The following is a 13,274-nucleotide window of genomic DNA, read 5'->3' as shown; positions in this document are numbered from 1 at the left end:
CAGGTCCGCGATCCCCGGACACCCGCGGTGTCCGATCGCCAGGTCCCACGCCTCGTGGGTGCCGCGACTTCGACTAGGAGGTGGCCGTGCACAGGATCTCCACGGCGTTCGACCTGACACCCACCCAGGTCGAACAGGTCATCGGACTGGCCGGACTGGCTCCGTCGCTGCACAACACACAACCGTGGCAGTTCCGGATCTTGCCTCACCTGATCGAGCTTCACTTCGACCCCGCTCGCCGGCTGCCCGCCGCCGACCCCGACGGGCGCGAGCTCCGGCTGGCCTGCGGAGCCGCGCTGTTCAACCTCCGGATCGCCCTCGAGGGCGCCGGGGTGCGGCCGGTCGTGACCTTGCTCCCGCACCTGGCCCACGCGACGACGCTCGCCGAGGTCCGGGCCGGCGGGCGCCCGGAGCCCCGGCCGGTGGCGGTGAAGCTGCACGCTGCCATCCCCCAGCGGCACAGCCACCGCGCGCCGTTCCGCGACGTCCCGGTGCAGGCCGCCGACCGCCACGAGCTGCTGCTGGCGGCTCAGAGCGAGCAGTGCTGGCTGCACGCGGTGACACCGGGCGAGCTCGGGGCCCTGGAAGTACTGGTGCACAGGGCGCACCGGGTGCAGCAGGCCGATGCCCGGTTCCGGGCCGAGCTGGCGGCCTGGACGGGTCCGTCCGCGAGCGCGGTCGACGGCGTCCCGACGGACTCCGCGGGACCCAGGCCGGACCCCCAGGACGAGTGGGTGCACCGAGACTTCTCCGGAGGTCTCGCGGAACGCCCCGACGGCGTCGCCTACGAGTCCCGCCCCCTGCTGGTCGTGCTGTGCACGCAGCACGAGAGTCCCGCCGACGAGCTGCGGGCGGGGCAGGCCTTGGAGAACGTGTGGCTGACGGCCACCTCCCGCAGCCTGTCCGCCTCGATGCTCTCCGAAGTCGTCGAGGTGCACGAGATCCGCGACGAGCTCCGCCAACTCCTGGGCGGGACGCTGCACCCGCAGGCGATGCTGCGCATCGGCTACGGGCGCCCCACCGTTCCCGCACCGCGTCGCGCGGTCGGTGATCTCATCGTCAACGGCAGCACCCCGGTCTGATCCCGCGCGTATCCGTCCACAAGGGACTCTCCCGCGCGTCTCAGCCGTCGGCGAAGGAGACCAGGGCGGCCTGGTTCTCCTGACTTCCCAAGAGCTCCGCGAAGTGCTGGTTCTCGCGTTCGCGGGCCGCGGCGATCCCGGCCTTCAACGGTGCTGCCACGGAGCTCTTCACCGCCGTGAGGCTGGAGATGGGGTGCGCGGCGATGGTGGCGCAGTGGCGCTGGGCCGTCTCCGCGAGCTCGTCCGGCGGGCAGACCTTCCACACCAGGCCCATCTCCCGCGCGTCCTGCGCGGTGATCCACTCGCTCGACAGCAGGACCCACGCCGCGTTCTGCCTGCCGATGAGCCGGGGAAGCAGGTAGCTGGACGCCGCTTCCGGCGCCACTCCCAGGCTGGTGAACGGGCATTTCATCTTCGCCTCGGTCGAGGCGAAGGACAGGTCGGCGAAGCCGAGGATCGTCAGGCCGATGCCGACGCCGAGCCCGTTGACCACCACCACGAGCGGCTTCGCGAAATCGGCCAAAGCATCGACGAGCCCCAGGAAGCCGTGCCGTCCCGGCACGAACTCAGGGTCGGTCGCCCGCTGGAACATCTCCTTGAGATCGGTGCCCGCGCAGAACGCCCGCCCGGCCCCGATGATCGTCACGACGGCCACGTCTGGGTCCTCGGCGGCGGCCAGCAGCGCCTCTGTCAGCTCGTCGTACATGGCCTCGTCGAGCGCGTTGAGCGCAGCGGGACGGTTCAGCGTGAGCGTGCGGACCCGGTCCCGATCACTGCGCTCGACCGTCCCCACCGAGGTATCGACCATGCACTCGACCGTAACACGTTCTAGACACGTGTCCAGCACGGAGTCGAGTGCTATTTTTCGCTCTCCGTTCACCTTTCGGCTTCCCGAGATGCGAGGTCCGGGCGTCGCACGTGGCAACGCCCGGCGCCCCGACCTCGGTCGCCGAGGAGGCGCGGAACTCGTGGCGACCGAGAACTCCGGACCGGCGTCAGCGCTGGGCGACCTCGGCCGTCGCGCGGCGGCCGGCTCGGCGGCCGAAGTAGGACGCCTCGCCGAGCTGGATTCCCGAGGCGTAGCCCTTGCCGTCCACCGCGATGTTGGAGGCGCACGCCCCCGCCGCGTAGACGCCGCGCACGACCGAACCGTCCGCGCGAAGCAGCTGTCCGTCCACTGTGACCCGCAGGCCACCGCAGGAGAAACCGGCGTAGAAACACTTGCCGGGAGTGAGATCGTAGGCACCCCAGGGACCTTGGTCGAGCGGAACGAGGTATTCGGGCGCCTTGTGGAACTCGGGATCCTCGCCGCGCGCAGCGGCTTCGTCGTAGTCGGCCATGGTCTTCGCCAGCGCTCCAGCGGGAATTCCCAGTCCCCGCTCCATCTCCTCGATGGTGTCCCAGCCGTCGACCAGCGGCTGGAACCGGTAGGAGGGCTGCACCATGGTGGCCGAGTCGAGGATCAGGTACCCCTCGCGGTCGGGCTGCTCGAAGACGAAGGCCGATGTGCGCGAGTGGTAGGAGTCCTCGTTGACGAACCGCTTCCCGAGCTTGTTGACCACGATGCCGCGCAGCGCCTCGCCCGGCGGGTAGAACGGGCCGGTCACGAAGACCTTGTCGAGGTGGTCGGTCACGCCTCCGACGGACTGCCCCATCCGGATGCCGAGCCCGTCGTCGTGGGTGTTGCCCAGGGCCATGCCGTTGCTCTCGACGGCCAGCAGGTCCGGCGCGTGCTCCTCCAGCATCTCGCGGTTGAGCACGAACCCGCCCGCCGCGACGATGACCGAACCCGCCCGGATCGCACCGGTGTCGTCGTAGTTCTTCCACGTGACGCCGACGACCTGGTCGCCGTCGACGATCATCCCGGTCGCTCCGGTCTCCCACCGCACTTCGACGTCGAGGGCGTCGAGCTTGTCGAGCGCCAGACCCACGACGAGCCCGGCCCCGCCGGTGTCACCCGGCACCGGAACCTTGTGGCCGCGCGGCGTCGGCTTGACCACCTCGGCGACGTCGAGGCACTTCTCGTTGCCGGTGAAGCTCAACCCCTCGACCCCGGGCTGCACGACCGCCTTCTCCGGGTAGAACGAGCGGTTGAACTCGAACCCGAGCGATTCCAGCCAGTGGAAGTGCTCCACGCTGTCCTCCGCGTAGGCGCGGATCTTCGCCGGGTCGCACTCGGGCGACATCAGGGCCAGGTAATCGGCCATCGCCTCGGGCGAATCGTCCCACCCGGTCGCCTGCTGAACCTCGGTACCACCACCGAGGTAGAAGTGCCCACCGGCCATCGCGCTGGTGCACGTCAGACGGCCACCGCTGTCGAGGACCAGGACGCTCGCGCCGGAGGCCCTGGCCTCCAGGGCCGCGCTCACCCCGGCCATCCCGGCGCCGATCACGACCACGTCGACCTCGTCCGACCAGGTACCTACCGACTCGACCGAAATCGAGTCAGGGATCTCCACGCCCATGCACGCTCACATTCTAGAACTTGTTGCCACTTCTAGTGAGTGCGGCGACCAGACCCCCGGCTGACTCCGCCACGCCAACGCGGCGGTCACCGGCAGACTCGAGGGTCGAGCTCGCATGCCCCTGCGACACGCACGGAACTGTAACACGTTCTATGCGGATGCAGGCGTGCATTCGTCGAGCGCCCGTCCTCGCGGACGAGCGGTCGGCGGAGGACCGCTGGGCAGCGCGGCCTCATAAGTTCTCGTTCAGGAACTCCAGCAGGTCGGCGTTGATCCTCTCCGCGTGCGTGGTGGGCATGCCGTGCGGGAGGCCCTGGTAGGTGTTGAGCGTCGCGTTCTGCAACAGCTTCGCCGACAGCGGGCCCGCGTCCTCGTAGGGCACGATCTGGTCGTCTTCGCTGTGCATCACCAGCACCGGCACCGTGATCTTCGTCAGGTCGTCGGTGAAATCGGTCTGCGAGAAGGCGACGATCCCGTCGTAGTGCGCCTTGGCGCCACCCATCATGCCCTGACGCCACCAGTTCTGGATGAGCGCTTCGGATGGTTCGGCGCCGGGCCGGTTGAACCCGTAGAAGGGCCCGGACGGCAGGTCGCGGTAGAACTGCGAGCGATTGGCCGCGAGTTGCGCCTGGAGCCCGTCGAAGACCTCGTGGGCAAGCCCACCGGGGTTGGCGTCCGTCCGGACCATCAGCGGCGGAACCGCGTTGATGAGAACGGCTTTGGACGACCGCGCTTCACCGTGACGCCCCAGGTACCGCACGACCTCCCCACCGCCGGTCGAATGGCCCACGTGCACCGCACCCGTGATCCCCAGGTGGTTCAACACCTCCGCGAGATCGTCGGCGTAGTGGTCCATGTCGTGGCCCTCGCCGGTCTGGCTCGAACGACCGTGTCCACGCCGGTCATGTGCGATCACCCGGTACCCGCGCTGCAGGAAGAACAACATCTGGGCGTCCCAGTCATCGGCCGACAGGGGCCAGCCGTGGCTGAAGACCATCGGCTGTCCCGATCCCCAGTCCTTGTAGTAGATCTCGGTCCCGTCCGCGGTGGTGATGGTGCCCATGCAGCCCTCCCAGGTTCGACGCTGGCGCGGTGGAGACCACCCGCGCCGGGATGAGTTCAACACCGCCCGATGCTCCAGACGCTGCCGCGAACTCCCCAGGGCATTAAGTCACCTCGCGCCGCGGGACGGCTCACTCCGCGGGCAGCACGGCCACCGGGCAGTTCGCCTGGTGCAGAACGGCGTGGCTGACCGAGCCCAGGAAGGTGCGGCGCACCGCTCCCCTGCCGTGACTGCCCACCACCAGCAGGCTCGCGCGGTCCGACTCGCCGAGCAGCAGCTGCGCGGGCCGGTCCGGGCCGACCACGTGCCGCACCGGCAGGTCCGGGTACTGCTCGCGGTATCCGGCCATCGACTCCGCCAGCACCTCGCTCGCCTTCTCCCGGAACTCGCTCCGGTCGGCGTCCCACTCGTCCACGACGTCGAACGGGTTGAACGCCGACTCGCTCCACGAGTGCACGCCCACCAGGGGACGGCCTTGCCGGGAGGCCGTCTCGTGGGCGAACCCGATCGCCCGGGTGCTCACGTCGGACCCGTCGACGCCGACGACCACCGGCGCGTCCGCGGAGGCGCTGGTGTCCCCGCGCACCACCACGACGGGAGCGGCGGCCCGGCGCGCGATGACCTCGGCGGCGGTGACGCCCAGGCGATCCGTGCTGGCTCCCACCAGCGGTCCGCCCAGCACCACCAGATCCGCTTCGCCGGCGAGCTCGACCAGGAACTGCGCCGCGTCGCCGACCGGGATGCTCTTGCGCACCTCGAGACCGGGAGCGCTCGTCCTGCACTCCTCTTCGAGGGAATCGAGTTCCTGGCGCACCGCTTCCCGGAGCTTGTCCATGACGTGCTCCTGGTCGGGGATGCGCATCTGGATGGAGTGCTGGAAAGGACGTGCCAGCACGTGCACGAGCAACAGCGGCGAACCCCGGCTGGAGGCCTCGCGCGCGGCCCACCGGACCGCTTCACGAGACGCCTCCGAGCCGTCGAAACCCGCGAGCACCGCTGAACGAGCTTCCTCGGCCATGCGAACCTCCTGACGATCGAACCCCGGCGGAACCGCGTGCCCGCGTCCGCATCGCCTCTCGTCATACCCGCGCGGGCCGGAGGTCAACCGGGCACGGCCGCGTCACCCGCTTGGCGCCGTGGACCTGAGCCCGCGTCAGGCCCATACTGGCGCTCTGATGTCGGAGAGCCCGCAGGGTGCGCTGACGTTGCTGCGGCAGCGTTGGGGCGCCGCGCTGTTCGCACGCGTGGCCGGTGCCGACGGCCCGGAGAAGCGGACTCGGATCCACGACCTCCCGGGGCCGCGCTGGTTCGCCGAGGACCGGCCCATCCGGGCGGTGCACGCCGACGCCGCGATGTTCGTCGGCGGGTTGCGGGCGCTGCTGCTGCAGTCGCTGCACCCGCTGGCGATGGCCGCGGTGGCCGCGCACTCCGGCTACCGGGGCGATCCGTGGGGGCGGTTGCAGCGCACGAGCACCTTCCTCGCCGTGACGACCTTCGGCACCGCCACCGACGCGCAGGACGCCGTGAACACCGTGCGACGCGTGCACCGGAAGGCTGGGTCATGACCGCGCCCGCACCCGAGCACGACGCCACTCCCGGTCGAGGCTGACGCCCCTTTCCCCGCTCGGTGTTCCAGACCTGCTGCCTCTGATCCCTCTGCGGCCCAGTCTTTTTCGCTTCGGCCAGGACGTGTTTCATTACTCGACAGCCGTTGCCCGGTGACGTCCGGGACGGTATGTGAGGCGCCGGAGCAGCGTTTCGGCCGGACCTCTGATGCCCCTGCGGTCGAGGGCGTGGGCGACCACGAGCGTCAGCAGCCACGCCGCGAAGCCCACGGCCATCGCAGACCAGCTCGTCAGGTGCGCGCCCAGCCCGAAGCCCCACGCCGAGAGCAGCGGCACGAACAGCAGGGACTGGGTCAGGTATCCGCTCAGCGACCGGCGGCCCAGAGCGACCAGGGCGCGCGCCAAGAGCGGTGGCTCGCCGCGACCGGCGATGCGGTGGGCCAGGAGTCCGAACAGGGCCGCGTACCCGATGCCGCAGAAGATCCCGGTGAACAGGTGCACCGTGCCGAAGGCCATCGGGTTGGGCAGCTCGATCACGCCGAAGTGCACGAGCGCCTGCACCAGCCCGAAGCTCCAACCGACCGCGAGGCCGCCGAAGGCGGTGCCGCGCAGCAGCGGCAGGTGACGCGCGGGCCCTTCGAGCACGCGGTGCCGGGCGGCGAGCAGCCCGAGCAGGAACGCGGCAGGAAGGACGAGCGTCGCCAACCCCGACACCAGGCCCGTGCTCCAGGTCAGCAGCCGCATCGGGATCGCGACCAGGTAGTTCGGTTCGGCGATGGTCATCTGCTGCAGGTTGGAGCCGCCACCGGCCGCTGGAACGAGTTGCGCGAGCGTTGCCGATCCGACGGAGAACACCGCGCCGACGCCGAGCAGGACCCCGACCCAGACCTTGAGCACGCGGTCGCTGCGCCGCAGGAACAGCGGGACGAGCAGGAGCCCGAGGAGTCCGTAGGTGGCGAGGATGTCGCCCTGCCACAGCAGTGCGGCGTGCACCAGCCCGAACCCGAGCAACCACCAGTGCCGGGTGCGCAGCAGCCGCCGCGCGTCGCGGGTCGAACTGCCGCCTGCCGTGCGGCGGGCGTAGAGCTGGCCGATCCCGTACGCGAACAGGAACCCGAACATCGTCCAGGCCCTGGCGTCGACCGCGATGATCGTGACCGCCTGGGCGATCCGGTCAGCGACGCCGCCCTGCCCCGGGTGCATCAGCGTCACGCCGATGTCGGCGGTGTAGGCGAACCACGGGGCGTGCGCGAGGGCGATGAGCAGCAGCATCACGCCCCGGGCGAGATCCGGGGCGAGCGCGCGCTCGGACACCGGGGTCGGTGATGCGGGCACCCCGATCGCAGGAGCGGACTGGGTCTCGACGGGCATTCTCGGGTTCCTCTCGGAGGTGGACTCCCACATCAGAAACGATGCCGTCACGGCATGATCAAGCCCCGTCCCGGCGTTCTCCGAACCGACAGCAGCGGCTTCCGGGCCACGCCGAGATCACTGTGCTCGTTCGTGGGATGTGGGCCACTCTCTTGGTGTGGCCGTCGAGGACGACATCTCGGATCAGGACGGGCGAGTGCTCGCTCTGTCCGACGGGGTGTTCGCGATCGCGGCCACCCTGCTGGCGCTCGACCTCCGCGTGCCGGAAGGCCTGCCGGACAGCGGCCTGCGCGAAGCGCTGCGCGACCTGGCCCCCGCCATGACCGCCTACGCGATCGCGTTCCTCGTCATCGGCCTGTTGTGGCTGGGCCACCGCGAACTGTTCCGCGACATCCGGCGGATCACGCCGCCGGTTCCCGCCGTGAACGTGGTCCTGCTGGGGTTCGTGGCGCTGCTGCCGTTCCCCTCCTCGCTGCTCGCCGATTACGGGCACGAGCCGGTCGCGGTGATCGGCTACGCGGCGAACGTCTCGGCCGTCGCCGCGCTGGAGCTGATCATTGTGGTGCTCGCCCACCGTTCCGGGAACCTGCGCAGCGGCATGTCGGCCACGTCCGCGTTCGCTCCCTCAGCGGTCACGGTCGCGATCTTCGTCGTCTCCATGCCGGTCGCGCTGCTGAACCCCAGGTGGGCACCCGCCTGCTGGCTCCTGCTGATCCCGGCCCAGGCCGTGATCGGACGCGCCGAGAGGCGCCGGAGCCGCGACGAGCGCGGGCCCCGGTGATCGCCGGCGCACCGCGGCACCCAGGGCCACGATTCATCCGAACGATGCTCGGTTCAGCAACGGCGTTCGCCCGAGCTGACCGCGATTCCAAGCAGCCGGAATGGGAATCCAAACCGACCACATCTCACATCCGACTTCCGCCGTATCCGTTTCACGAAAAGCGGAGATCACGCTGAGAAAATGGGTGTTCACCCCGATGCCGATCCCGACTCGAACACGAGATCATCGCCCCAAAAACTTGTCCTGCGCACGCCGATCCCATTCACGAGGACGTTCAGCGGAAAACATGGTTCCACGGAAGGAGCCGTCATCTACCGCTACAATCCTCGGAAACGACCGAGGGGCCGCTCCAGCGCCGAGACGAAGATCCGCACGCCCCTGCCGATGGGATCTCACGAGGCTTCGACTGGTTGGTGCTCACCACAGCGCTCATCGCCGTCGTCGCCGGTCTCGCCCTCGGACAGGCCTTGATGATCGCAGGTGGATTGATCCTCTCGTTCACCGCCGCGCACCGGTTCCAGCGCGCGGGAGAACCGGCTGCGGAAGGGGAACGCACCCGCGAACCGTGAATCGAGAGACGGTGGTGACCATCGACCGGCACGACGCAGAGACCACCGACCACGACCGACCGCTCCCCCGCGGAGCCTCCCCGAAAGCGACCCGGCCGTGGTAATCGCACTGACCATCAGCACATTCCTGATCGCATTCGGGTTGATCGCCACCGAACGCGTTCACCGCGTCTCCGCGGCGCTCGGCGGCGTTGCGGTGATGGTTCTCATCGGCGCCGTCGACGCCCATTCCGCCTTCTTCGACGAGAAGACCGGGATCGACTGGAACGTCATCTTCCTCCTGCTCGGAATGATGATCACCGTCAGCGTGCTCAAGCACACGGGCGTCTTCGAATACCTCGCCATCTGGGCCGCCCAGCAGAGCCGCGGGAAATCGTTCCGCCTGATGATCATCCTCGTCCTGCTGACCGCGCTGGTCTCGGCGTTCCTCGACAGCGTCACGGTCATGCTCCTGATCGCGCCGGTCACCCTCGCCGTCTGCCAGCGGCTCCGGCTGCCCGTCGTCCCCTTCTTGATCGCCGAGGTGCTCGCGGCCAACATCGGCGGCACCGCGACCCTGATCGGCGATCCGCCCAACATCATGATCGGCAGCCGGGCGGGACTCACCTTCACCGATTTCCTCTACAACCTCGCACCGATCACCGTCATCCTGCTCGCGGTCTTCATCGGCATGTGCCGGGTGCTGTTCCGCAAGGCGTTCCTGGACGCCGACGAGCACATGGCCGAGATCATGGAGCTCGACGGCAGCGACGCCATCCACGACCACCGGCTCCTGCGGCGCTGCTTGATCGTCGTCGGCGCGGTCGTCGTCGCCTTCGTCCTGCACGGGCCGATCGGCATCGACCCGGCCTTCGTGGGCCTGCTCGGCGCCGGGCTGATGGTGCTGGTCTCGCAGACCACGGCGCCGCAGTTCCTCGAGGAGGTCGACTGGTCGACCCTGGTGTTCTTCATGGGGCTGTTCGTCATGGTCGGCGGGCTCGTCGACGTCGGGGTGATCGACACGCTCGGGCGCGCCGCGATCGATCTCGTCGGCGACAACTACTTCCTCGCCGCGGTCGGCCTGCTGATCGGGTCGGCGGTGATCGGCGGCATGATCGACACGATCCCCTTCGTGGCGACCACGATCCCGATCGTCGAGGAGCTCGTGGCCACGGTTCCGGACCCGGAGATCAGCCAGGCGCTGTGGTGGTCGCTGGCCCTCGGCGCCGACCTCGGCGGCAACGCCACCGCGATCGGCGCGAGCGCCAACGTCGTGGCGATCGGCTGGGCCTCCCGCAACGGGTACCCGATCAGCTTCTGGCAGTTCACCAAGTACGGCATGGTCGTCACCGCGGTGACCATCGCGCTGTCCACCCTCTACGTCTGGCTCCGCTACTTCGCGATGTAGCCCGACCCGGCCCCTCCACCAAGCTCTTTCACCGTCCGTTGTGGAGGGTGATGAACCCGGCCGGATCCCGTGCGCGACGGCCCGCGGGTTCCCTGTGACCGGAGTCTCATCAGCGCGTGTGCATCTGGAGAACCGCGACCTCACGGGCGGTGCTGGGCGCCGGCAACTCGTCCGCACCGGGCGCGCACATCGTGGAACTGCTTGCCAAAGGAAGTTTCGGCACTAACCTGGTGAGTGCTGGTGGTTCGTCCGCCCCGGTGCGACCGAGGTCGTGCGCAGGGACGGACGAGGCAAGAGGGAACCCGGTGCGAACCCGGGACTGCCCCGCAGCGGTGAGCGGGAACGACAGCCGTCACCGGTCGCACGACCGAAGACAAGCACTGGGCCGAGAGGCCCGGGAAGCGACGGCCACTAGGAACGCCCGGCCAGGCCGGGAAGCGCCCGCGAGTCCGAAGACCTGCCACCGGTGCGCGCGCCGCGGCGCGCGCTGATCCGAGGTCTCGAGGGAGGACCTGGCGGACGAACGGAAAGCGGTGCTGCCCGAAAGCGGCTGCCCGTGTCCGCCCGCACGCCTCCACGGCGACCTCGGAGCCTCTGATGTCGAGCTCGCGAGGAGAGGGCGTTGACCACCAAGATCGGATCTACCGTACTCGGCTACCCCCGGATCGGGCCGGACCGTGAACTCAAACGCGCGTTGGAGAGCTACTGGGCCGGGCGCAGCAGCGAGGAGGACTTGCGCGCCGTCGCGGGCAAGATCCGCGCCGACTCCTGGCGCTTCCTCGCCGACGCGGGCCTGGACTCGGTGCCGGGCAACACGTTCTCCTACTACGACCAGGTGCTCGACACCGCGGTCACCTTCGGCGCCGTGCCGTCCCGGTACGCCGAACTGGGGCTGAACCCGCTCGACACCTACTTCGCGATGGCCCGCGGTGTGGACTCCACCCCACCGCTGGAGATGACGAAGTGGTTCGACACCAACTACCACTACCTGGTCCCGGAGATCAGCCCGCAGGAACGGTTCTCGTTGACCGACCGGACGCCGGTGGAGCAGTTCCGCGAGGCAGCCGAGCAGGGCGTCACCACCCGGCCGGTGCTGGTCGGGCCGCTGACCTTCCTCCTGCTGTCCAAGCCCGCTGAAGGCGCCCCCGACTCGTTCGCACCGCTGGACAAGCTCGACGAGCTGCTGCCCGCTTACGCCGCGCTGCTGTCGGAGCTCAAGCAGGCCGGTGCCGAGTGGGTACAGCTCGACGAGCCCGCCTTCGCCGCCGACCGCACGCAGGCCGAGCTCGACGCGCTGCGCGAGGCCTACCGCCGGCTGGGCGAGCTCTCGGACCGCCCCGCGTTGCTCGTCGCCGGGTACTTCGGCGATCTCGGTGACGCGCTCGACGTGCTCGCCGACGCGCCGGTCGAGGCGCTCGGCCTCGACCTCGTCACCAGTCCCTCCGCTGTGGACAAGTTGCCCGCGCTCACGGGCCTGCGGACCAAGTCGCTGGTCGCCGGCCTCGTCGACGGCCGCAACATCTGGCGGACCGATCTCGACCAGGCGTTGACCACCGGCGCGACCCTGCTCGGCGTGGCCGACGAGGTCGCGATCGGCACCTCGTGCTCGCTGCTGCACGTCCCCTACGACGTCGAAGCCGAAACCCAGATCGACCCTCAGGTGAAGTCCTGGCTGGCCTTCGCCGCGCAGAAGGTCCAGGAGGTCGTCGTGCTGGGCCGCGCGCTGCGCGAGGGCCGCGAGGTCGTCGCCGACGCGCTCGCCGAGGCCGCCGCGGTGGTCGCCGACCGGGCCGCCGCCGACCGCGTCCGCAACGCCGAGGTCCAGACCCGGCTGCGCGCGCTTCGGCCCGCGGACTCCCGCCGCAATGACTACGCGCAGCGGCAGAAGGCCCAGGAGGAGGCGCTGCAGCTGCCCCCGCTGCCGACGACGACCATCGGTTCGTTCCCCCAGACGACCGACGTCCGCAAGGCTCGCGCTGCGCTGCGCAACGGCACGATCGACGCCGCCACCTACAAGCAGCGCATGCGCGACGAGATCCAGCGGGTCATCGAGCTGCAGGAAGAGCTCGGCCTGGACGTCCTCGTGCACGGTGAGCCCGAGCGCAACGACATGGTCCAGTACTTCTCCGAGCTCATGGACGGATTCGTCAGCACGCACAAGGGCTGGGTGCAGTCCTACGGGTCGCGGTGCGTGCGCCCGCCGATCCTCTTCGGCGACGTCTCCCGCCCGAACCCGATGACCGTCGAGTGGGCGACCTACGCGCAGAAGCTGACCGACAAGCCCGTCAAGGGCATGCTCACCGGCCCGGTCACCATCCTCGCGTGGTCGTTCGTCCGCGATGACCAGCCGCTGGCCGACACCGCCAAGCAGGTGGCGCTGGCCATCCGCGACGAGGTGCACGACCTCGAAGCGGCCGGTATCCGCGTGGTCCAGGTCGATGAACCGGCCCTGCGCGAGCTCCTGCCGCTGCGCGCCGCGCAGCAGAAGCACTACCTCGACTGGGCGGTGGAATCGTTCCGGCTGGCCACCTCCGGGGTCACCGACACCACCCAGATCCACACCCACCTGTGCTACTCGGAGTTCGGCGACGTGATCAACGCGATCGTGGCCCTGGAGGCCGACGTCACCAGCATCGAGGCCGCGCGCTCCCGCATGGAGGTGCTCTCGGACCTCAACGCGGTCGGGTTCGCCAAGGGCGTCGGTCCCGGTGTCTACGACATCCACTCGCCACGCGTGCCGGAGACCGACGAGGTGACCTCGCTGCTGCGCGCTGCGCTGGAATCCGTTCCCGCGCAGCGCTTGTGGGTCAACCCCGACTGCGGCCTCAAGACCAGGGGCTACGCCGAGGTCAACACGGCCCTCAAGAACGTGATCAGCGCGACCGCGGCGGTGCGTCCGACGCTGAGCTGATCACCAGGGTCACGGGAGGTGCCGTCTCCAACGCCACTGCCGGCACCCCCGTGGCCCTGCCCCTCCCCCGATCACGACCC

11 protein-coding genes and 1 riboswitch are annotated in these 13,274 nt (G+C 69.6%); of the genes, 6 read left to right on the top strand and 5 right to left on the bottom strand.

The genetic code is table 11. The features are described from left to right. Nucleotides 1–86: 86 nt before the first annotated feature. Nucleotides 87–1,082, top strand: a complete 996-nt coding sequence (locus tag ACYVF3_RS12405; RefSeq protein WP_461154380.1) for an Acg family FMN-binding oxidoreductase — start codon at nucleotides 87–89, stop codon at nucleotides 1,080–1,082. Nucleotides 1,083–1,122: 40 nt separating this feature from the next. On the opposite strand, the gene ACYVF3_RS12400 is transcribed toward ACYVF3_RS12405, so the two are convergent. The 4 genes from ACYVF3_RS12400 to ACYVF3_RS12385 form a co-directional block, all read right to left on the bottom strand. Then, nucleotides 1,123–1,890, bottom strand: coding sequence for an enoyl-CoA hydratase/isomerase family protein (locus tag ACYVF3_RS12400; RefSeq protein ID WP_461154379.1), 768 nt, complete (start codon nucleotides 1,888–1,890; stop codon nucleotides 1,123–1,125). Between the two features lie 187 nt (nucleotides 1,891–2,077). Then, entirely contained in the window at nucleotides 2,078–3,541 is a 1,464-nt protein-coding gene (locus ACYVF3_RS12395; protein WP_461154378.1) for an FAD-binding protein, read from the bottom strand. A gap of 238 nt (nucleotides 3,542–3,779) precedes the next feature. Next, on the bottom strand, nucleotides 3,780–4,610 hold the full coding sequence (locus ACYVF3_RS12390) for an alpha/beta fold hydrolase (protein WP_461154377.1): 831 nt from the start codon (nucleotides 4,608–4,610) through the stop codon (nucleotides 3,780–3,782). A gap of 130 nt (nucleotides 4,611–4,740) precedes the next feature. Beyond that, nucleotides 4,741–5,628 (bottom strand): universal stress protein, encoded by an 888-nt coding sequence (locus tag ACYVF3_RS12385; RefSeq protein ID WP_461154376.1) that lies wholly within the window; start codon nucleotides 5,626–5,628, stop codon nucleotides 4,741–4,743. Nucleotides 5,629–5,785: 157 nt separating this feature from the next. Between ACYVF3_RS12385 and ACYVF3_RS12380 the strand changes: the two genes are divergently transcribed. Beyond that, nucleotides 5,786–6,175, top strand: coding sequence for an oxygenase MpaB family protein (locus ACYVF3_RS12380; protein ID WP_461154375.1), 390 nt, complete (start codon nucleotides 5,786–5,788; stop codon nucleotides 6,173–6,175). Between the two features lie 132 nt (nucleotides 6,176–6,307). Here the strand turns inward: ACYVF3_RS12380 and ACYVF3_RS12375 are convergent, their stop codons facing one another. Then, nucleotides 6,308–7,546, bottom strand: coding sequence for a DUF418 domain-containing protein (locus ACYVF3_RS12375; RefSeq protein WP_461154374.1), 1,239 nt, complete (start codon nucleotides 7,544–7,546; stop codon nucleotides 6,308–6,310). Nucleotides 7,547–7,703: 157 nt separating this feature from the next. On the opposite strand from ACYVF3_RS12375, the gene ACYVF3_RS12370 reads away from it, so the two are divergent. The 4 genes from ACYVF3_RS12370 (at nucleotide 7,704) to metE (ending at nucleotide 13,194) form a co-directional block, all read left to right on the top strand. After that, a complete protein-coding gene (locus ACYVF3_RS12370) occupies nucleotides 7,704–8,327 on the top strand; it encodes a TMEM175 family protein (protein WP_461154373.1) in 624 nt (207 codons plus the stop codon). A gap of 413 nt (nucleotides 8,328–8,740) precedes the next feature. Further along, entirely contained in the window at nucleotides 8,741–8,896 is a 156-nt protein-coding gene (locus tag ACYVF3_RS12365) for a hypothetical protein (RefSeq protein WP_461154372.1), read from the top strand. Nucleotides 8,897–8,993: 97 nt separating this feature from the next. Beyond that, nucleotides 8,994–10,283 (top strand): ArsB/NhaD family transporter, encoded by a 1,290-nt coding sequence (locus ACYVF3_RS12360; protein WP_461154371.1) that lies wholly within the window; start codon nucleotides 8,994–8,996, stop codon nucleotides 10,281–10,283. A gap of 224 nt (nucleotides 10,284–10,507) precedes the next feature. Next, nucleotides 10,508–10,762: riboswitch (cobalamin riboswitch) on the top strand. 143 nt (nucleotides 10,763–10,905) lie between these two features. After that, nucleotides 10,906–13,194, top strand: a complete 2,289-nt coding sequence (gene metE, locus ACYVF3_RS12355; protein ID WP_461154370.1) for a 5-methyltetrahydropteroyltriglutamate--homocysteine S-methyltransferase — start codon at nucleotides 10,906–10,908, stop codon at nucleotides 13,192–13,194. The last annotated feature ends 80 nt before the right edge of the window (nucleotides 13,195–13,274 follow it).

The organism is Saccharopolyspora tripterygii, assembly GCF_054778355.1.
This window is presented reverse-complemented; position numbering and strand designations above follow the sequence as displayed.